This window comes from Arenibacter echinorum (assembly GCF_003259375.1).
GTDB lineage: Bacteria > Bacteroidota > Bacteroidia > Flavobacteriales > Flavobacteriaceae > Arenibacter > Arenibacter echinorum.
In genome coordinates this window covers 375,547-395,317 of sequence record NZ_QLLN01000001.1, presented here as the reverse complement: position 1 = coordinate 395,317, position 19,771 = coordinate 375,547, and the positions used below count along the sequence as shown (strand labels likewise).

Here is a 19,771-nt window from a genome sequence, read left to right as displayed (position 1 = left end):
ATTTCTAATCCTTAAAGGCGCTATAATTTCTATTGAAGGGTCTAATAATTAATCTAGCCTCCCTATCGAACCGAACGTAGTTGTACACCCAGTTCACAAAGACCACCATTCTGTTTCTGAACCCAATAAGAAAGAAAAGGTGCACAAACATCCATACAAACCAGGCAAAAACACCTTGGAACCTAATATTCTTCATATCCACGACCGCCTTGTTCCTGCCAATGGTGGCCATACTCCCCTTGTCTCTGTATACGAAAGGCTCTAACGGCTTGTTTTCCAATAATCGAACCAAGTTCTCGCCAAGGTTCTTTCCTTGCTGCATCGCTGGCTGGGCCATCATGGGGTGCCCTTTGGGCGTATCTTCGGTCTGCATACAGGCCACATCGCCCACAGCAAAAATATTAGTATGCCCTTTAACCTTATTAAATTCATCCACCGGAATTCTACTTCCTCCCACCAATAAATCTTTGGCATTCAAACCTTTAATCTCCACCCCTTTTACGCCAGCTGCCCAAACTAGGGTAGCTGTTTCAAAATCAACATCGGTATCCGTGGTAACCGTTTTGCCGTCATAACCCGTTACTCTTGTGTTTTTCCAAATTTGAACTCCTAGTCCATCTAAAAAATCTTCCGCTTTTTGGGAAGCTTTTTCACTCATTTCCTTAAGAATACGATCTCCGGATTGTATGAGGTGAATTTGTACCCGCCTGGTATCCAAATCTGGATAGTCCTTTGGCAAAATCCCTTTTTTTATTTCCGCCAGGGCCCCGGCCAATTCCACCCCTGTAGGTCCCGCCCCCACAATAACAAAATTCATTAGGGCATCCCTTTCATGATACTGATCGGTAAGAAGTGCCTGCTCAAAGTTTTCCAGTATTAAACTTCTAAGATTTAAGGATTGGGGTATCGTTTTCATGGCCATACTATTTATTTCAATCTCCCTATTCCCGTAATAATTTGTTTCAGAGCCAGTAGCAATCACCAAATAATCATATTCCAAAGCACCTATATTGGTCACGATGGTATTTTCTTCAGTTCTTATTTCCTCTACATTGGCCAGCCTAAAGAAAAAGTTGTTATAGTCCTTTAAAACTTTTCGTATGGGATAAGCAATGGAATCCGGCTCCAACCCCCCAGTAGATACTTGATAAAGCAGGGGCTGAAAAGTATGATAATTATGTTTATCCAGAAGTACTACCTGCACCTCTTTATTTTTCAATCCTTTGGCAATGGAAATACCTGCAAAACCACCACCTACAATAACAATTCTTGGAAAACTAGTCTTAGGAATATTCATACATGTAAATATGGGTAAATTTAAACATTCGCAAACTAATCAAGAAGAAGAATATTGGTTTTAAGTATTTTTCGGTTCTCCACAAATAAAACAGGACACAACTTTAACTAACCATGCTACCATTTGGATCGATGAAATATACTGTACCATGAAGCAAATCCACAATACTTTTCAATTTTCGGCCTTAAAGAAGTAATTTCTATATTCGTTGTAACATAATTAAATTTTCTACTACTAATCATCAACTAACTACTAGAACCGAGTGACCAAAGATTTGGAACATCAATTCGTTACGGAATTAGAGTGCAATCAGAATATTGTGCATAAGGTCTGTACATTGTACACCAATGATAGGGATTCCCACAATGATTTATTTCAGGAAATAACGATTCAATTGTGGAAGGCCTATCCCAAATTTAGGGGAGAATCCAAATTTAGTACCTGGATGTATCGGGTTGCGCTGAATACTGCCATAACATTATATAGAAAATCAAAAAAAAGTATACCGACCCAAGATTATGAGTCGGTCATGTTTAAAATAACAGCAGACGAATACGACCCTACCGAGGAACAACAGCTTAAACTGATGTACAATGCGGTAAGGCAATTAGGGGATGTAGATAAGGCCTTGGTCTTTCTTTACTTGGAAGACAAAGACTATAGAGAAATAGCGGAAACCTTGGGTATTACTGAGGTAAATGCCAGAGTGAAAATGAACCGAATAAAAAACAAGTTAAAAACCATTTTAAATCCCTAGCCATATGATGGATGAACTGGAATTATTAAAAAGGGATTGGCAAAAGAAAGACAAGCAATTGCCTCAACTGTCCTTTGATGAGATTTATAAAATGATATGGAAGAAATCGTCTTCCATCGTTAAATGGATTTTCTTAATAAGCATTATTGAATTTTTAGTGCCCCACTTATTGTACTTTCTTCCTTCTATGTCCAAAAATTTGGCGGTTTGGAAAGATCTGGGCCTGGGGAATTTTTTATTGATTTCCAACGTGCTTCAATATACCGTGGTACTGTATTTTATCTTTCAATTTTATAGAAGATATAGGGAAATATCAACTTTGGACAATGCCAAAAAGCTTCTATCCAATATTTTAAAGACCAGAAAGACAGTTAAATACTATGTTATTTTTTGTTTGTCCCTGATATTCATGTCCTTTATTGTCATGGCCGTAGGAATATACTTGAACGAAGACCCTATGGCCGCGATGGGATATAACTATCAGCCAGAAAATATTAGCCCTGAAAAATTAAAGACCATTTTGATATCTACAGTGGTCGTTCTCGGGATAGTTGTTACCCTAGTAATGGGATGCATTTATTTTTTACTTTACGGAATCCTCCTAAAGAAACTTAAGAAGAACTATAAGGAACTGAAGGAAATGGATATTTAAACCCTGAATTTCCGTTTTTTATTTTCCTCTTCATAAGCCATTAACTCACTTTTGGGAATAACCTTTAAAAAGGAAGGATGTTGCTCTATGGCATATTCCAATTTTTCAATGATGGAATCGAAAGATTCATTCTCATAATCAATATCCAATGGTTCCTTGATCACCATAGACTGAAGAATTCCTTTCTTTTTAATGCGCAGTCCTTTTTTATCGAAAGATCGCCTAAAACCGTCAATGACCACAGGGACCACTACGGGCCTGTATTTTTTTATAATATGGGATGTTCCTTTTCTTAGCGGTTTCCAGGGAGTTGTGGTTCCTTGTGGAAAGGTAATTACCCAACCATCATTGAGAGCAGTACCAATATTGGATATATCACTAAATTTAACCTTCCGATTAACATCCTGTCCTTCGGACCTCCAAGTACGCTCCACACTTATTGAACCCGCGTATGCCAAGATTTTTGTCAAAAGACTTTTCTTCATGGTTTCTGCCGCCGCCACATAATACATATTCAATTTGGGCTGCCATATATATCCCAAATTTTTTATAGAATCTTCCCGGCCGCTTAAACTGGCGTTGAATACATGGAACATGGCTACCACATCGGCAAAATACGTTTGATGGTTACTTACGAAAAGAACATTTTGTGGAGGCAGTTTTCTAATAATATCCGACCCCTCAATTTCAATGGTATTAAATCCCCTATATCTTTTGTGGGTGATAACGGCCAGAATGCGAATAAGCCACTTCTTGATAAACAAATTATGTCCAAACGGATTTTTCTTAAACAGGCCCATATATTTTTTTTGTTAACATTCAAAATTACGAAATAAGTACCTTATAACACTTGCTTAAACAATTCCTTGATTTCACTCAACATCATCGCCGTTGCCCCCCAAACCGTATAACCATTTAATTTAAAGGCTGGTACCTCTACATTCTGGGCGTAGGATGTATTCAAAATTTGATGAAATATTTTCTTATCGTCCATAAAATCATGCAAAGGAACCTCAACAATGGCCGCCACCTCATCTACCTGCCTTAAAAACGGCTTCTCCTTTTTATACAGCCCAAGGTAGGGCGTAACCTCAAAATTGCTTGGAGGAATATATATTTCACTCATGGAACGGATTACAGTAATCTGTTCCCGAACTGCCCCCACTTCTTCATGAGTTTCGCGTAATGCCGTCTCCAACAAATTTATGTCCCTTTTTTCCACCTTGCCACCCGGCAATGCAATCTGATTGCTATGAATACCCTTATAGGTATTTCTAAGGATCAGAAGAAGGTTGGTCTGGTAGTCCAGATTTGGGTAAAAAAGTGCCATTACTGCAGCCTGCTTGGGATTTTTCTTTACAATTTCACCGGACTCCAACTCCTTAATCCTGAACATTGGGGCCATTTTATAATGCGAAGCACTCCCTGGAAGTTCTAGATTTTCTATTTTTGATATTCTGTTGGAAAAATCGTCAAAATGCACGAATTCTATTTTAGTAATTTTAAGCAAATTAATTAAAAAACAACCAACCCTTAGGCGATATTAATCATTTAACACTCATTTAAAAAATAACACAAATTACATGACACTTAAAGAGATTTCACTTTTTACGATATTGTTTATGTTCCTTTTAGGGAGCTGCAAAGATCAGCCGACTACCAAAGAAAACGAGCATCTGCAAAACAATATTAAAAAAGATAGCATTGTTCCCGACACACCCCCAAAAGTGGAAAAAAAAGAAGAAGAGGCCTTTGAGCTCACAGAGGATAATGCTATTGAGTTTTTCTTCAATTACAGCAAAAGCCTAAAGGAGAACAAGGTAAAACTTACCACTAGTCTAGGGGCCATTACAATTGAGTTGTTCGACAACGTTCCCTATCATAAAGCCAACTTTATCTACCTTACCAAAATGGGGTATTTTAATAATACCTATTTCCATAGAGTAGTTAAAAACTTTATCATTCAGGGAGGAAATGCCGATAATGTGGAAACTGCGGAAAAAAGATCAAAAATAGGCAGATACCTTTTACCTCCGGATACAAGAAAAGGGCACAAACACCATAGGGGAGTTGTATCCATGCCCAGTAGTGAAATTAACAACCCCCATAAATTGGCATCTCCCTACGAATTCTTTATAGTAGTTACCAAGCCTGGCTCCTATCACTTGGACGGTGGATATACCCCATTTGGACAGGTGATAGAAGGTATGGATGTGGTAGACGATATAAACAGTCAACCTGTGGACAACGGGGATTGGCCTTCCCAAAACATATATATTTTAAAAGCGGAAGCCTTTGAATAGAGGATAAATAATTTGGAATCGATAGAAAGCAAGCGGTCCCATTCCTAACAACTACTTTCACCCAAAATTTAAATACAACTATCCTACCTTGGCACTGCGGTATATACTTGGAAGGGATATTTTAAATCTAACCGCAAGTAATCGGATCCCAATGACCATCAATATGGTTGCCACATAGGCGTAGGCATCATCATAGGGCAATTTACGCATCAGAAAAAAGCCTATACCCCCCATTATACAGGCCGTAGCATAAATTTCCTTCCTAAATATTACCGGTATTTCATTGCATAATATATCCCGTATCACCCCTCCAAAACAAGCTGTTATTGTACCAAGGGCAATACACATAACAGGAGGCAAGCCCGCCTGTAGTCCATGGGAAATACCTACCATAGTGTACAGACCTATCCCAATAGTATCGAAAAGAAATAGAGACCTACGTACATACTTCAATTGATTCCTGAAAATAATAGCAAAAACAACGGTTCCAGCAATAACATAGACATAGGTGGGTTCCTGCATCCACAAAACTGGAGTATTGCCAATTAACAAATCCCTTAAAGTACCTCCTCCGGTTGCCGTTACAAAGGCTATGATAAAGACTCCAAAAAGATCCAGCTTTTTGTCCATAGCCACCAAAACCCCGGAAATAGCAAAGGAAATTATTCCTAATATATCAATTATGAAATAGAACATGATCTATGATTTTTGGGTATAAAAATTATAATCTTTTAATACGGTATCTATATATTGAACGTCATATAGGTCCGAATTGGAATTCAAAAGACCTTCCACCTTATCCCTCAAGGCCTTCAAAGTCTTATAATCATGACTTTTTTTGGCAATTTGATAGGTTTCCTTTATAAGGCGAACATCCTTATCCGTTAATATAGTAACATTGGTAAACTTAGGAGCATAGGTTTCCTCTACCTCTTCCAAAATAGTATGTGAAATTTTCACCGTATTTTTTGTGCTAATGACCACGGTACCGGCAGCGGCGTCCCCTAATCTTTGTTTTTTATCCGTAAATAAAATGGTCAATAATCCTACGGACCCAAAGAAAAGCCAAATGTCCACCACGCGCAGCATCCACCTAACCAATAAATTGGACCAATGTACGGGGGATCCATCCAATCTTACCACCCTGATTTTCATGATCATTTTCCCCACCGTTTGCCCATTGAAAAGGCTGTGCAATATTAAGCTATAAAACATGGCAGGAAGAAAAATAAGGCTTACCAATCCTATTTGTGTCCAATTGTCATCAAACACATAACCTATGCCTCTTCCTATCAACTGCACCAGTACGGCATAGAGATATAGGATAAATCCGTCGATTAAAAAAGCTACGATCCTTTCACCAATACCAACAATTTTATAATCCAGGTTTACATTTTGCGTTGTATTGATTTGAAGTTTGGACATATTAGTACTATTTTTATTTCTTAAAGGATGATCCTAGTATGCGTGAGGCAGCTTTTGTGAAGCAAAATAAAGAAAAATGGATAGCATTTGAAAAGGCTATCAACTATAATGCCCACATTAACCCGGACGAACTTGCCAATGGTTACATTCAACTGACCAACGACCTTGCCTACGCACAGACTTATTACGCGGAAAGCAAGACATTATTGTACTTAAATTCCTTGGCATCCCAAGCCCATCAAAAAATATATAAAAACAAAAAGGAGAACCGGAACAGAATAGCGGATTTTTGGAAAACTGAATTCCCTATTTTCTTTAGGCAATATCATAAGACCTTGGGCATCGCCTTTCTTATCTTTATTGTTGCCAGTGCTATAGGCAGTATTTCTGTTATGAACGATGATACGTTTGTGAGATTAATTTTAGGTGATGCCTATGTTAATGAGACCCTCAACAATATTGCCAGTGGAGACCCTACGGCCATATACAAAGGAGGCAGTGAAATTGGCACTTTTTTAGGGATTACCATAAACAATATTAAAGTAGCCTTTATGGCCTTTTCCTTTGGCGTAATTACTAGTATTGGTACAGCCTATATTCTTTTCAGCAATGGCGTAATGCTAGGTGCTTTCATTACTTTTTTTTACACTCAGGATGTATTTTATCAGGCAAACAAGCAGATTTGGCTGCACGGGACCATAGAAATTTCGGTTATCATCATTGCAGGTTGTGCCGGATTGATCATGGGAAATAGTATACTTTTTCCCAAAACCTATTCCAGAAGGGTTTCTTTCATGAAAGGGGCCAAGGACGGGTTGAAGGTAGTGGTCAGCACCATTCCCTTTTTTATCATTGCCGGTTTTATAGAAGGATTTATTACCCGCTATTCCAATATGCCCTCTTGGTTGGCGTTTTTAGTTATAGGCTCATCTTTAGTGCTAATTCTTTTTTATTATATCATTTATCCCATTTTGTTAAACCAATCTTATGCAAGTCGAAAATCAGGAAAAATTTATTGAACTAAGAGTAAATAGGGACTTTGGGGATATCATCAATGCTTACTTCGAATTCTTTAAACAAAACCTTAAAAAATTTACCAACGTTTTTCTAAGCTATAATGGTATTTTTCTAATAGGGCTATTGATCGTTAGTTATTTGCTGGTATCCGGGATGATCGGCCTTTTCACCGACAATCAGAATACAGTCATAAATGCGGTTGGTTCTGATAGTGAAAGCTATGTAATGTACCTCATATTTGGAGGAATTTTATTCTTCATTATTTTCATAATGGTGGCTGCGTTAAATTATAGCCTTAGCACTTCGTACATGATAAAATATGAAGAACGCAAAGGACTGAATTTTGATAAAACCGATGTCTGGGAAGAAGTGAAAAATAATTTGGGAAGCATTATGGTTTTTATTTTGATACTGATAGTCCTCTTTTTTGGCCTTATGATCGCAGCTGTGGTTCTGACCTTTATACCTCTGGCAGGAATGCTTGCCCAATATGTAATTCAATACTTCGTAATGGCCTGGGTCGGAGTGTCTTTTTTTGTTTTGCTAAAAGAGAAAAGAAGTGTAACGGACGCTCTTGGGGAAGGTTGGAATTTGGTGACCAAAAACTTTTGGAGAGCGGTGGGCGTAAATTTTATTCTGGGATTCTTAATTGGTCTTTTGTTTATGGTGGTTATTATGATACCAGGGATCCTTATCGGGATATACACTTTTCATGTGGTACAAAACGATGTTGATCTAGGCGCTTCCATATTGCCTACTATCATTTACACCTTAGGAACATGCCTATTCCTAATTATAGCCGTTTATTCACAATGTTTATCACAGTTCGTAAATGGGCTATTGTATTTCTCCCTGCACGAAAAAACCTATAATTTAAATTCAAGAAGCAAAATAGACCAAATAGGACTTCAAGACCAGTGATAAAATTAGCTGCCACCATGTACTGTTTTTTCGTCCTATTCCCCGGCTTGTCCCAGGGGGAAAAAGATTCAGTTGCCTTAACCCAGGATACCAATAGTAAATTGGCATTGCGAACATTGGATGAAAATTTCACGCAAAAATATCAGGGGAAAGAATTCAACTACGATATCAAGGACGGGGAGTCACAAAATATACTGGCCCGCTTTCTCAATTGGCTTATGAACGGGCTAAGGGATGTTTTTGGCATTGACCTTCCACCAGGGCTTACCCAAATATTGGAAAACATAATTTATGGGCTAATGGCTGCATTGGCCATATACCTACTTGTTAGATTCCTGACCGGAGAAAATGCCTCTGCCATATTTAGAAAAAAGGAGGCTTCAATGATTAATCTAAACTTGGCAGAGGAACACATAGAAAGCCTGGATCTGGATGCTTTAATAAGTGATGCCATACAACAAAGGAATTACAGATTGGCCATTCGTTATCAATACCTAAAAGTATTAAAAACACTATCCCAGCATCAGATCATTGAATGGCATTATGAAAAAACCAATCAGGATTACGAGAAAGAAATAAAGGTCCCAAAAATAAGGTTGCTCTTTAAAGATGTTTCCTATTTGTACGACCATATTTGGTACGGGGAACAAGAGATAGACGACCAAAAATATCATGCCGCACAGATGAAATTTGTCAACCTAAACAATATAGGTGCCCATGGATAAGCGTTCCAAAATAATCCTAGGGCTATTTCTTGCTGTACTTATTGGTATTATAGTAACGGAAATTGTGCGCCCTAAGCCCTTGAACTGGAGACCATCCTATACGTCCTCTGACAAAATACCTTTTGGGTGCTATATATTGTTCAATGAACTTCCCAATCTATTTCCAGGACAAAAAATACATGCTACAAACGAAAGTTTGTACAATATCTTGGTGGCAAGGGACACCACCAGCGCCTCCAACTATTTATTGATAAATGATTTCCTGGACCTGGATAAACAGGAGGCCAATCAATTACTTCAATACGTTCATGCAGGCAACGATTCCTTTATTGCTGCTTCCAACTTTGGGACCTACCTCGCGGACACCCTAAATATTGAAGTAGAAACCCAATATTCCGTAAAGGAGGATACGGTGCTGATCGATCTTACCAACAATTCATTTTCCAAACAAAACTATTCTTTGACCAGGGGAATTTACAGTACTTATTTTTCTTCTGTAGACACTTTAAACACTTCCGTTCTAGGTCATATTTCCTATGATTCGGAAAAAGGGCTTATTCCTTCGGAGTCCAGTAAAAAAACCAAAAGCCCCAATTTTGTGAAGGTAAAATTCGGGAAGGGCAATTTTTACCTGAATACCACACCACAGACGTTTACCAACTACTATATGCTAAAAGGTAATAAGGACTATGTGGCCAATACCTTTTCCTATTTAAAGGATATGGATGTTTACTGGGACAACTACAAAAAAACTGGCCGGATAGTTATAGATTCCCCTATGCGTTTTATACTCAACCAAGTATCCTTAAAGTGGGCCTATTATTTGAGTATGGTCGGACTAATAATTTTTATAATATTTAAGGCCAAAAGGGAACAACGGATCATTCCGGTGATTACGCCTTTGGAGAATTCATCCATTGAATTTGCCAAAACCGTAGGGGGGCTGTATTATGAGCACAGGGATTATACAGATTTGATCGTTAAAAAAATAAATTATTTTCTGGAGCAGATCAGAAGTAATTATCATCTTAATACCGAAGCTATCAACGAAAAAACCGCTAGAGATCTGGCGGTAAGATCGGACAAACCACTTTCTGAAGTAAAGGATCTATTGGATATGATAGTGCATCTAAAAAATAAAAAGCATCACAGTGAGCAGGATGTAATTCAATTGAACAAAAAATTAAATCAATTTAAAAAATAATACATGGAAGAAAGTCAAAAAGGGGAAGACTACAAGCCGTTGGAATTTAAGAGTAGAATAGACCTTGGTCAACTACAGACATCGGTAGCACAGATAAAAACGGAATTGGGAAGAGTGATCATAGGGCAACAGGACATGATAGAATTACTGATAATTTCTATCCTGGCCAATGGGCATTCCTTAATCGAAGGCGTACCGGGAGTAGCCAAAACCGTAACCGCCAAACTCTTGGCAAAAACTATGGATGTAGGCTTTAGTAGAATCCAATTTACCCCGGACCTAATGCCGAGCGACATTTTGGGCACCTCCATTTTTAATGTAAAGACCTCTAAATTTGAGTTTAAAAAGGGGCCTTTATTTTCCAATATTATTTTGATCGATGAAATTAACCGAGCCCCAGCCAAGACACAGGCGGCCTTGTTTGAAGCCATGGCCGAACGCCAAATTACCATGGACGGACAAACTTATGAAATGTCGCCGCCATTTTTGGTATTTGCTACCCAAAACCCCATTGAACAGGAAGGCACTTACCGACTTCCGGAAGCACAATTGGATCGATTCCTATTTAAAATTAAAGTAAACTATCCATCCCTGGAGGAAGAGATAGAAATCTTGGAAAGCAAACATCGCCAAAAGAATAAAAACTTGGAAAGCTTAATAACTTCGGTGCTTACCGCTGAGCAAATAGCCAACTATCAAGAGGTTATCAAGGAAATTATAATAGAGGACAACTTAATGAAGTATATAGCCGGAATTGTCCACAACACGCGTAACAATGCCAACCTATATCTTGGGGCCTCCCCTAGGGCTTCCATAGCTATCATGGACGCCTCCAAAGCTCTGGCCGCTATCCACGGACGTGATTTTGTAACCCCGGATGATATTAAAAAAGTGGCAACCCCGGTTTTAGTGCACAGGGTTATTTTGACACCGGAAAGGGAAATGGAGGGATTAACTCCGGATAAAGTGATAAAACAAATTATGGAGACCATTGAAATTCCAAGATAATGAACAAAACTTATCGGCATTAAAAAATACCATAGCTACCTAAAGCAAATGAAAAAAATCCTAAGAAACATTTATCTACAAAAGAGATTCTTTGTTGTATTGACCAGTTTGGTCTTAGGTTTTTTGATTTCCTATATGGTACCGAATATTTTGGGGGCAATAAAACTGTTGTTCTATGTTTTTGCCCTATTTTTTTTGGTCGATATTATTCTGGTATTTGCCTCCAAGGGCGGAATAAAAGGTCGCCGTTCGGTTCCCGAAAAACTTTCCAATGGGGATGAAAACGAAATTACAATTAGCCTATCCAATTCTTATTTGTTCCTGGCAGGTTTGAAAATCTTGGATGAAGTCCCCCATCAGTTTCAAAAGCGGGATTTCGGTATTTCCACTACTCTAGGGAAAGGAAAGGAAAAGGTGTTCAAGTATTACTTGAGACCTACTGAAAGAGGGGTATATTCCTTTGGGAATTTGAACGTCTTTGCCAACTCCCCTATTGGTTTCATCTCCAAAAAGTACACTTTTGATAATGAGCAACAAGTCCCTGTCTACCCCTCCTTTTTACAATTGCGGAAATATGATCTAATGGCCTTTACCAATAAACTCTTCGAATATGGCCTTAAGAAAATTCGCCGTATTGGCCATACCATGGAGTTCGAACAAATTAAGGATTATGTTCTGGGGGATGATATCCGAAACATTAACTGGAAGGCGACGGCAAAAAAAGGTGGCCTGATGGTAAATCAGTACCAGGATGAAAAATCGCAACCTATATACTCCATTATAGATAAGGGGAGGGTCATGAAAATGCCTTTTGATGGACTTAGCTTGTTGGATTATGCCATTAACGCCACATTGGTTATTTCCCACATTGCCATTAAAAAGCAGGACAAGGCCGGAATGTTCGCCTTTAGCAAGAAAATTGAAAACCGGGTAGTTGCCGAGAGACGCAGTTCCCAAATGAACCTTATTTTGGAAACACTCTACAATTTGGATACCAATTTTGTAGAAAGTGATTACAGTCGATTATACGCCGATATAAAAAGAAATATTACCCACAGGAGCCTATTATTGCTATATACAAATTTTGAGACCCTGGATGCCTTGGAGCGGCAACTTCCTTATCTACAGGCTATTGCCAAGCAACATTTGTTAGTGGTCATTTTCTTTGAAAACACTGAATTGATCAAATTTACTGATGAAAAAACCGAGACCATCCAACAAATATTTGAAAAGACCATTGCGGAGAAATTCGTTTATGAAAAGAAGCTAATCGTTAACGAATTAAGGAAATACGGTATACAGACTATATTAACAAAACCTGAGCACTTGACCATAAATACCATCAACAAATATTTGGAAATAAAAGCACGCGGACTAATTTAGAATTCGGAATACATCAATTTCCTTATCAATCCATATCCCTCTTTCCAAAGGTCATATTTTCTTCGATGATTTCGACCATCATCTCCTTTTCCTTTCTATGTTTCTTCTCCGAAAATATATCTATAGTTATTCCTATGGACACGCCTCCTAATACTGTAGCAGCAAGGTCCCGATTGTCCCAACCCTTGTATTTATAATCATCATAGGCCTCCTTGGCCAAGCCTGCCAATAAACTTGAAGTTACGGCTCCTGCAATTCTCCAATAGCGGTTTCCTCCAGAAAAGCCATCCGCTATATCGGCACCGATAGCCCCACTTAAGGCACCGGCCGTAAAATGTTTGACCTTATCCTGTTCCAGTTGCCCGAACAACGGCAATGTGCATAAAAAAAAGATAATACCTATTACGACAGTCTTCATCGGCCACAAAGATACTAATGCCTTTACAAATTCTCTTGGATTAGGATTTATATAAAATTTGTATCTTAACAACAGCTTACAAACACTACTAAAATGAATTCCAAATATACCCGCGTATTTTCCGGAAGTTTTATTTTGGCACAGACCATAGAAAATCAACTAAGGGAAATTGGAATAATACCTGTGATAAAGGACGAATCGGAATCTGGAAGATTGGCAGGCTTTGGATCCGCCATTCAAGGGAACCAGCAAATTTATGTCCATGCCGATGAGTTGGGAAAAGCGCAAGATATTGTCAAAAAAGTTATAGACGCGTAAAAGAAGACCCGGCTAAAGGGATTTTTAAAAAACATTCTTGACCATACAGTTTGTATTAATGGCCAAATCATAACTCGTGGAATAAAAACTTTGGCCCCTTTGCAACACAAACCATATAATTCTAGCATTACCCCTTAGAATTCACTACTTTTAGATATAGGAAAAATTAGTTTTCCATCTCCCCAATAAGTCAGCGATCACAAATTTCCCCCTCGTAATTAAATAGTCTCTATTAGAAATCAAAGCAACCTATCTTCAAACATAGGTTGACCCCTGTAACATCTTGTAAATCCAAATGGAATTAACAACATCAACATAAAACTTCACCGTCATGAAAACAAAATTGAGTCTCACTATAGTGGCCATAGTCTTATTGGCCATAAGCTATTTTTGGAAACCGCAACCCGCACCCCAAGTATTGGAGGTTACACAGGAAGCCAGTTTTTACTCCATGAAATGTACTGTTGCCAAATACTTGTTGAGCAATGTGGATACCACCCAACAAATTGCACCCTTATTTGCAAACCTTGGGAATTTACATTTCGGAATAAGTACAATAGACCAAAAGGCCCAAACCTATTTTGATCAGGGCGTAAAACTTACTTATGCCTTTAATCATGCCGAAGCCCATCGCTCATTTATGGAAGCATCGCGACTAGACCCCAAGTCGGCCATGACCTATTGGGGGCAGGCCTACGCCTTAGGTCCAAATATAAATGACCCCATGCCGGATGACGAGCGTAGGAAAAGATCTTATGAAGCAATATTAAAAGCCCAAAACTTGTCCAAAAGCGGTACACCCATAGAAAAAGCTTTAATAGAAGCTCTGGCGCATAGATATAGTGATGATTTAACAAAAGAAATTTCAGAATTGAACATGGCCTATATGGGTGCCATGGAAAAAGTAGTGCAAGCATTTCCAGATGATGCCCATGTACAGACCTTGTACGCCGCCTCCATTATGAATACCATGCCGTGGAATTATTGGGACAATGATGGAAACCCAGCTCCTAACACCTTAAAGGGAAAAGCCGCCTTGGAGAGAGCCATGGTGCTAAATCCAGATCATCCCGGAGCCCATCACTATTATATCCATATGGTTGAACTTCCCAAACCGGACCTCGCCATTCCCAGTGCAGATAAGCTAGGATCTTTAATGCCGGCAGCCGGACACATTGTTCACATGCCATCCCATATTTATATAAGGGTAGGTAGATATGCGGATGCAGTAAAGGTAAATCAAGCCGCTATTTTGGCAGATGAGGATTATATCTCCCAATGTTATTCCCAGGGCATGTATCCATTGGGATATTACCCTCACAATCTACACTTTCTATGGTCTGCCTCTACCCTCTTGGGCAACAGTGACCTAGCTATAGATGCCGCAAAAAAAACCGCTGAAAAAGTTCCCTTAGGAGAGATGGCGTCTTTGCCATTTTTACAAGATTTTGCTTCCTCGCCACTATTGGCCTATACCCGCTTTGGAAAGTGGAATGAAATTCTGACCATCCCATATCCAGGGGATCAATATAAACACCTTAAACTTATATGGCATTACGCAAGGGGAATAGCCTTTGTCAGGAAAAACAACATCAAAGAGGCCAAGGAAGAGTTAGACGCCCTGAAGCTAATGAAGAACGACCCGGAACTGGAAACTGTTGTGGCCAATTATACCAATCCATCTTCAAGAATAGCCCAAATTGCACATGGGGTGGTTTCCGGTGAAATTGCCAATGCAGAAGGTAATATACCAGAGGCCTTGAAACATCTAAGGCAAGCGGTATTTTATGAAGACCAGCTAATATACAGTGAGCCTACCGCATGGCATATACCGGTAAGACAGACTTTAGGTGCCGCATTAGTAAAGGCTCAAAAATATGAAGAAGCTGAAAAAGTGTATAAGGAAGACCTGGAAATAGTGCGCCAAAACGGCTGGTCCTTAATTGGACTCCATGAAAGCCTTATTGGTCAAGGTAAATTGGAGGAAGCCAAAAAAATAAAACAAGAATTTGAAAATTCCTGGGAACATGCAGATATACCCATAAAAACTTCTGTTTTATAATTATGCCCAAAAAATATAAATGGGGTACATTTTAAGGAATCTTCCTATATGTCAGGAAATCTTTTTCCCAATTTGGGTATAAGCACAGTATTTTAACCAATGTCCCTCCTACAAATGCTTCACTTCTGCCTTGGCATGGGTAAATTCCGTCATTATATCCATCACAATTTGGGCAGCGGGTTTTATTTCATGGATTATTGCGGCCACCTGACCAATTTCCAATTCCCCTTCCTCCAAATCGCCCTCGAACATACCTTTTTTGGCCCTGGCCCGACCCAATAGCGACTTTAATTCCTCCACCGTTGCACAGTCGGCATAGGCTTTTTGTATATCGTTATAGAATTTATTTTTTATCAATCTAACGGGAGCCAATTCCTTTAAGGTCAATTGCGTGGCACCTTCACCGGCCTCTACCACTTTTTGCTTAAACAAGGGATGGGAAGAGGCTTCATTGCTCGCCACAAATCGACTGCCTACCTGCACCCCATCGGCACCCAAAACCATAACGGCCAACATGGCCCTGCCCGTTGCTATGCCCCCCGCCGCTATTAAAGGGATGCTTATTTTTTCTTTTACTGCAGGAATTAGTGTCAGTGTGGTGGTCTCATCCCTACCATTGTGACCGCCAGCCTCAAAACCTTCCGCAACAATGGCGTCTACCCCAGCTTCCTCTGCCTTTTGCGCAAATTTCACACTGCTCACTACGTGCACTACAGTAATGCCCTTGTCCTTTAAATATGAAGTCCAAGTTTTGGGATTTCCTGCCGAGGTAAATACAATTTTCACATCTAGTTCCACTATGATTTCCATGAGCTTCTCAATATCCGGATACAGCATTGGTACATTGACCCCAAAAGGCTTATTGGTCGCCAATTTACATTTCTCTATATGTTCCCGCAGCACCTCTGGATACATGGACCCTGCCCCTATTATCCCCAATCCGCCGGCATTGGAAACGGCAGATGCCAAGCGCCATCCACTGGCCCAAACCATTCCGGCCTGAATAATTGGATACTGTACTCCGAAAAGATCTGTAATTCTATTTCCCATTAGTTTTTTATCAATTTAAATTCCTGGCGAACCCCATCCACATTTACGCGTACAATATACAGGGCCGTACTTAAATTTTCTACTGATATTTCCTCGTTGCCTTGGATAAATTGTTTTTCCAGAATGCGCTTCCCGTAGATATCAAACAGCGTTAAACGAGCACTTCCAAAAGCCTCGGGAAGCTGTACTTGAAACTCGGTCTTAGAGGGATTCGGAAATAAATACCACTCATCCTCAGGATATGAAATATCTATTCCCAATAGCGCCAAGGGTAGGGTAAAATTGGGTATTCCATAGCCCATTTGGGAATTTGGATTTTGATAACGGGAAGACGATTCCCGCACCATTGCCATAATCTCTATATTGTTTTTTTCGGGGAACGCCTGCCAAAAGGAAGCGATAGCGCCGGCCATAATGGGCGAAGCAAAAGAGGTACCATTATTTTTCACCAATCTGTCGTCCGGGCCTATTACCGTTGCTCCTGAGCCCAAGGCCATTCCATCTGGTTTAATCCTTCCATCCGCGCTTTGTCCCCTGGAACTAAATGCCACATAATTGCCAGATGTATCAACCGCTCCAACACCAAATACATTGGCATCTGCCGGAGCCGTAATAATACCCCAAGAACTATTACCGGAATTCCCGGCAGAATTCACAACCAATATCCCCTTTTCAGTTGCTATATTGGCCCCTTTGGAAATAAACGCGGTATTTCCATCCATATCTATTGGGGAATAATTATATCTTGGATTATCATAGGTACTATATCCCAAGGAACTATTGATTATATCTACCCCAAGGCTATCTGCCCGCTCTGCGGCCTCCACCCAATAGCTTTCCTCCACCGGCGTTTCGGTAGCGGCATCTTCCGTTCTAAAAAGTAGGAAACTGGCATCTGGAGCGGTCCCAACAAGTTGTCCGTCCACAAAACCAGCCATATCGGACAATACCCTGGTGCCATGATCATTTCCATTGGCCGCATAAATGTTTGTTGATCGAACAACAAAATCATACCCGCCCCATAAATCATTGTTAGTACGTAAACGATCAAATGCTTCCATTTGATCCACATTGGGGAAGCCACTATCCAAAACGGCAATTAAAAAACCTTCACCCGTAAAGTTATTTAGATGCAAAATATGTACCCCCAATTGTTTTACTTGCGAATCGCTTTGGCCATAGACAAAATCCGCCTCTTGTTCCAGAAACTTGTTAGAATGATTGTTGGACTGATTTCTCGATGCCATAACCGAGTTGGATTTGGCATTCAAACCCTTATCGGCATAAGAAATATGGTCAACGAACTGAAGGTCTGTTAAAGCTGAAATATCTGATACACTACCTAGAACGTGAACACAATTGAACCATTTGGACTTGGCCTTGACCGTGATTCCGTTTTGAAGTTTTAACTGGGAGATATATGCCTCGTTGACAGGAACATCCCTTTCATCTATGGCAATATTAAATCTGTTCTTTTTTTGTATTGCCCGTTCCGATAAAATACTTGATGGATTTAAAATGGATTCCTCTACCTGGACTTTATCTTTAAAAAATACCCAGGCATGCTCTTGGGCCCTTCCCCAAACCGAGAATATTAAAAATAGATAAAGGGTAGCCTTGACCATTTTAAGAGATTACACCAGACCCAACCAGTTCCTCTCCAATATACCAGGCAACAAATTGCCCTTCCGTAATAGCAGATTGTTTTTCAACAAAATCTACATACAAACCGGCATCCACCTTGTAAATAGTCGCCTTTTGCAAAGGTTGACGGTATCTTATCCTGGCCATAACCTCCATAGTCTGGTCTACTTCCAATGCCAAATCCGTGCGTACCCAATGCAATTCATCATTGCTTACAAATAAGGTCCTACGGTAAAGTCCTGGGTGACTCTTCCCTTGACCGGTATAGATTACATTTTGGTCAACATCGGTTTCAATTACGAACAAAGGTTCTTTGGTACCCCCTACATCTAATCCCTTGCGCTGTCCTTTTGTAAAATAGTGGGCACCTTGGTGCTCCCCTACCACCTTCCCATCGGTTGGGTCATAGTGAGGTTTTTCTGCGTAATAGGCCAATTCCTCCAATTTGGAATTAAACTGGGGAAGGGCACTCCCATACTGCTCCAATACCGCCGGCACTTCCACAATTACCCCTTTTTTGGGCCTTAACTTCTGTTGAAGAAATTCTGGCAAACGCACCTTCCCAATAAAGCAAAGACCTTGGGAATCCTTTTTATCGGCAGTAATCAAGTCATTTTCCGCTGCAATTTTCCGCACTTCAGGCTTCTGTAATTCACCTATGGGGAATAAGGTTTTGGCAAGTTGTTCTTGGGATAGCTGGCATAAAAAATAGGATTGATCCTTATTTCCGTCCGCACCGGCAAGCAACTGATACGTTTCCGTTCCGTCCTCATTTATAATAACGCCCTTTCTACAATAGTGTCCTGTTGCCACAAAGTCTGCTCCCAACTGCATGGCAATTTTCATAAACACATCAAACTTTATTTCCCTGTTACAAAGCACATCAGGATTTGGTGTTCTCCCTTTCTCGTATTCCCTGAACATATAATCCACAATACGTTCTTTGTACTGGGCACTTAAATCTACCGTTTGAAAGGGTATTCCCAACTTCTCGGCAACTATAAGGGCATCATTGCTATCCTCCAACCAAGGGCATTCCTTGGAAATGGTCACGGAATCGTCATGCCAATTTTTCATAAATAGGCCAATAACTTCATACCCTTGTTCCTTTAATAGATATGCCGTAACACTGGAATCCACACCGCCGGAAAGTCCAACTACCACCTTTTGCATCTGTAATTATTTATTGTTTACCCTTGGTCGCTGCAAACCATTTATGGCTTACACTTAATATGCAAAAATACAAAATTGGATTTTGCCCGCCTTATAAATATAATCCAACTAAAATTGAATAACCGTCCACCTGAAAGATTGAAAATTATATTCAAAAAAATACCCATACATCAAAAGAAGCCACTTTAGCATACTAAAAAGACCACTTTACAACTATTAGTTTTATACAGCTTAAAAAAGCACAATCTTTGGGAACCCAAAACTTACCAAACTAAACCAAATCAATGCTAAAAACCCCGACCATCTGGCCGGGGTTTTTGTTTTTATAATTATCCCAGTACGTCAATCTTCCTCTTCAAAAGCATCAATTACCTCATTACCATCCTGAAAAGGCCATTAAACGGCACTAGGTAT

Annotated in this window: 20 protein-coding genes; 11 read left to right on the top strand and 9 right to left on the bottom strand. The window is 39.6% G+C overall.

Going from position 1 to position 19,771, the window contains the following annotated elements:
* Positions 1–4: 4 nt before the first annotated feature.
* Positions 5–1,297 carry an NAD(P)/FAD-dependent oxidoreductase gene (locus LV92_RS01730; RefSeq protein WP_111621951.1) on the bottom strand — a complete coding sequence of 431 codons (1,293 nt, stop codon included), beginning with the start codon at positions 1,295–1,297 and terminating at the stop codon, positions 5–7.
* Between the two features lie 262 nt (positions 1,298–1,559).
* Here LV92_RS01730 and LV92_RS01725 point away from each other — a divergent pair, with 262 nt between their 5' ends.
* Both LV92_RS01725 and LV92_RS01720 read left to right on the top strand, forming a co-directional pair.
* A complete protein-coding gene (locus LV92_RS01725) occupies positions 1,560–2,054 on the top strand; it encodes an RNA polymerase sigma factor (protein ID WP_031442937.1) in 495 nt (164 codons plus the stop codon).
* A gap of 4 nt (positions 2,055–2,058) precedes the next feature.
* Positions 2,059–2,706, top strand: coding sequence for a hypothetical protein (locus tag LV92_RS01720; RefSeq protein WP_111621950.1), 648 nt, complete (start codon positions 2,059–2,061; stop codon positions 2,704–2,706).
* Here LV92_RS01720 and LV92_RS01715 read toward each other — a convergent pair.
* Together LV92_RS01715 and LV92_RS01710 are read right to left on the bottom strand one after the other, a co-directional pair.
* Entirely contained in the window at positions 2,703–3,506 is an 804-nt protein-coding gene (locus LV92_RS01715; protein ID WP_111621949.1) for a lysophospholipid acyltransferase family protein, read from the bottom strand. The two genes, LV92_RS01720 and LV92_RS01715, sit on opposite strands and share 4 nt — an antisense overlap.
* Before the next feature lie 41 nt (positions 3,507–3,547).
* Positions 3,548–4,189 (bottom strand): NUDIX hydrolase, encoded by a 642-nt coding sequence (locus LV92_RS01710; RefSeq protein WP_111621948.1) that lies wholly within the window; start codon positions 4,187–4,189, stop codon positions 3,548–3,550.
* Between the two features lie 100 nt (positions 4,190–4,289).
* Here LV92_RS01710 and LV92_RS01705 point away from each other — a divergent pair, with 100 nt between their 5' ends.
* Entirely contained in the window at positions 4,290–5,009 is a 720-nt protein-coding gene (locus LV92_RS01705) for a peptidylprolyl isomerase (protein ID WP_111621947.1), read from the top strand.
* Positions 5,010–5,087: 78 nt separating this feature from the next.
* Here the strand turns inward: LV92_RS01705 and LV92_RS01700 are convergent, their stop codons facing one another.
* Together LV92_RS01700 and LV92_RS01695 are read right to left on the bottom strand one after the other, a co-directional pair.
* Positions 5,088–5,705: a trimeric intracellular cation channel family protein gene (locus LV92_RS01700; RefSeq protein WP_111621946.1), complete on the bottom strand. Its 618-nt coding sequence runs from the start codon at positions 5,703–5,705 to the stop codon at positions 5,088–5,090.
* Positions 5,706–5,708: 3 nt separating this feature from the next.
* Positions 5,709–6,434 carry an RDD family protein gene (locus tag LV92_RS01695; RefSeq protein WP_111621945.1) on the bottom strand — a complete coding sequence of 242 codons (726 nt, stop codon included), beginning with the start codon at positions 6,432–6,434 and terminating at the stop codon, positions 5,709–5,711.
* Positions 6,435–6,472: 38 nt separating this feature from the next.
* Between LV92_RS01695 and LV92_RS01690 the strand changes: the two genes are divergently transcribed.
* The 6 genes from LV92_RS01690 to LV92_RS01665 are packed head-to-tail and all read left to right on the top strand — an operon-like array spanning position 6,473 to position 12,692.
* Positions 6,473–7,453, top strand: a complete 981-nt coding sequence (locus LV92_RS01690; RefSeq protein ID WP_111621944.1) for a stage II sporulation protein M — start codon at positions 6,473–6,475, stop codon at positions 7,451–7,453.
* Positions 7,422–8,372, top strand: coding sequence for a hypothetical protein (locus LV92_RS01685; protein ID WP_111621943.1), 951 nt, complete (start codon positions 7,422–7,424; stop codon positions 8,370–8,372). The genes LV92_RS01690 and LV92_RS01685 overlap by 32 nt, the downstream gene beginning before the upstream one ends.
* 17 nt (positions 8,373–8,389) lie before the next feature.
* Positions 8,390–9,097: a hypothetical protein gene (locus tag LV92_RS01680; RefSeq protein WP_111621942.1), complete on the top strand. Its 708-nt coding sequence runs from the start codon at positions 8,390–8,392 to the stop codon at positions 9,095–9,097.
* Positions 9,090–10,301, top strand: coding sequence for a DUF4350 domain-containing protein (locus LV92_RS01675; protein ID WP_111621941.1), 1,212 nt, complete (start codon positions 9,090–9,092; stop codon positions 10,299–10,301). The genes LV92_RS01680 and LV92_RS01675 overlap by 8 nt, the downstream gene beginning before the upstream one ends.
* Before the next feature lie 3 nt (positions 10,302–10,304).
* Positions 10,305–11,309, top strand: a complete 1,005-nt coding sequence (locus tag LV92_RS01670) for an AAA family ATPase (protein WP_111621940.1) — start codon at positions 10,305–10,307, stop codon at positions 11,307–11,309.
* A 48-nt stretch (positions 11,310–11,357) separates the two neighbouring features.
* A complete protein-coding gene (locus LV92_RS01665) occupies positions 11,358–12,692 on the top strand; it encodes a DUF58 domain-containing protein (RefSeq protein ID WP_111621939.1) in 1,335 nt (444 codons plus the stop codon).
* Between the two features lie 25 nt (positions 12,693–12,717).
* Here LV92_RS01665 and LV92_RS01660 read toward each other — a convergent pair whose 3' ends face one another.
* Positions 12,718–13,110 (bottom strand): hypothetical protein, encoded by a 393-nt coding sequence (locus LV92_RS01660; protein WP_211322914.1) that lies wholly within the window; start codon positions 13,108–13,110, stop codon positions 12,718–12,720.
* Between the two features lie 93 nt (positions 13,111–13,203).
* On the opposite strand from LV92_RS01660, the gene LV92_RS01655 reads away from it, so the two are divergent.
* Both LV92_RS01655 and LV92_RS01650 read left to right on the top strand, forming a co-directional pair.
* Positions 13,204–13,428: a putative signal transducing protein gene (locus LV92_RS01655; protein WP_111621938.1), complete on the top strand. Its 225-nt coding sequence runs from the start codon at positions 13,204–13,206 to the stop codon at positions 13,426–13,428.
* A 331-nt stretch (positions 13,429–13,759) separates the two neighbouring features.
* Entirely contained in the window at positions 13,760–15,490 is a 1,731-nt protein-coding gene (locus tag LV92_RS01650; protein ID WP_111621937.1) for a tetratricopeptide repeat protein, read from the top strand.
* A gap of 108 nt (positions 15,491–15,598) precedes the next feature.
* On the opposite strand, the gene LV92_RS01645 is transcribed toward LV92_RS01650, so the two are convergent.
* Genes LV92_RS01645 through mnmA form a run of 3 tightly spaced genes read right to left on the bottom strand, consistent with a single transcriptional unit; the run spans position 15,599 to position 19,357 of the window.
* The gene (locus tag LV92_RS01645; protein ID WP_111621936.1) at positions 15,599–16,540 is read right to left on the bottom strand and encodes an NAD(P)H-dependent flavin oxidoreductase; all 942 of its coding nucleotides are present in this window, start codon (positions 16,538–16,540) and stop codon (positions 15,599–15,601) included.
* The gene (locus tag LV92_RS01640; RefSeq protein ID WP_111621935.1) at positions 16,540–18,165 is read right to left on the bottom strand and encodes a S8 family serine peptidase; all 1,626 of its coding nucleotides are present in this window, start codon (positions 18,163–18,165) and stop codon (positions 16,540–16,542) included. Before LV92_RS01640 ends, LV92_RS01645 begins: the two co-directional genes overlap by 1 nt.
* 1 nt (position 18,166) lies before the next feature.
* A complete protein-coding gene (mnmA, locus tag LV92_RS01635; RefSeq protein ID WP_111621934.1) occupies positions 18,167–19,357 on the bottom strand; it encodes a tRNA 2-thiouridine(34) synthase MnmA in 1,191 nt (396 codons plus the stop codon).
* Between the last annotated feature and the right edge of the window lie 414 nt (positions 19,358–19,771).

Coding starts and splice junctions, on each gene's coding strand:
- LV92_RS01730 (WP_111621951.1), bottom strand. CDS start 1,297: ATGAATATTCCTAAGACTAGTTTTCCAAGAATTGTTATTGTAGGTGGT.
- LV92_RS01720 (WP_111621950.1), top strand. CDS start 2,059: ATGATGGATGAACTGGAATTATTAAAAAGGGATTGGCAAAAGAAAGAC.
- LV92_RS01715 (WP_111621949.1), bottom strand. CDS start 3,506: ATGGGCCTGTTTAAGAAAAATCCGTTTGGACATAATTTGTTTATCAAG.
- LV92_RS01705 (WP_111621947.1), top strand. CDS start 4,290: ATGACACTTAAAGAGATTTCACTTTTTACGATATTGTTTATGTTCCTT.
- LV92_RS01700 (WP_111621946.1), bottom strand. CDS start 5,705: ATGTTCTATTTCATAATTGATATATTAGGAATAATTTCCTTTGCTATT.
- LV92_RS01695 (WP_111621945.1), bottom strand. CDS start 6,434: ATGTCCAAACTTCAAATCAATACAACGCAAAATGTAAACCTGGATTAT.
- LV92_RS01690 (WP_111621944.1), top strand. CDS start 6,473: ATGCGTGAGGCAGCTTTTGTGAAGCAAAATAAAGAAAAATGGATAGCA.
- LV92_RS01685 (WP_111621943.1), top strand. CDS start 7,422: ATGCAAGTCGAAAATCAGGAAAAATTTATTGAACTAAGAGTAAATAGG.
- LV92_RS01680 (WP_111621942.1), top strand. CDS start 8,390: ATGTACTGTTTTTTCGTCCTATTCCCCGGCTTGTCCCAGGGGGAAAAA.
- LV92_RS01675 (WP_111621941.1), top strand. CDS start 9,090: ATGGATAAGCGTTCCAAAATAATCCTAGGGCTATTTCTTGCTGTACTT.
- LV92_RS01670 (WP_111621940.1), top strand. CDS start 10,305: ATGGAAGAAAGTCAAAAAGGGGAAGACTACAAGCCGTTGGAATTTAAG.
- LV92_RS01665 (WP_111621939.1), top strand. CDS start 11,358: ATGAAAAAAATCCTAAGAAACATTTATCTACAAAAGAGATTCTTTGTT.
- LV92_RS01660 (WP_211322914.1), bottom strand. CDS start 13,110: ATGAAGACTGTCGTAATAGGTATTATCTTTTTTTTATGCACATTGCCG.
- LV92_RS01655 (WP_111621938.1), top strand. CDS start 13,204: ATGAATTCCAAATATACCCGCGTATTTTCCGGAAGTTTTATTTTGGCA.
- LV92_RS01650 (WP_111621937.1), top strand. CDS start 13,760: ATGAAAACAAAATTGAGTCTCACTATAGTGGCCATAGTCTTATTGGCC.
- LV92_RS01645 (WP_111621936.1), bottom strand. CDS start 16,540: ATGGGAAATAGAATTACAGATCTTTTCGGAGTACAGTATCCAATTATT.
- LV92_RS01640 (WP_111621935.1), bottom strand. CDS start 18,165: ATGGTCAAGGCTACCCTTTATCTATTTTTAATATTCTCGGTTTGGGGA.
- mnmA (WP_111621934.1), bottom strand. CDS start 19,357: ATGCAAAAGGTGGTAGTTGGACTTTCCGGCGGTGTGGATTCCAGTGTT.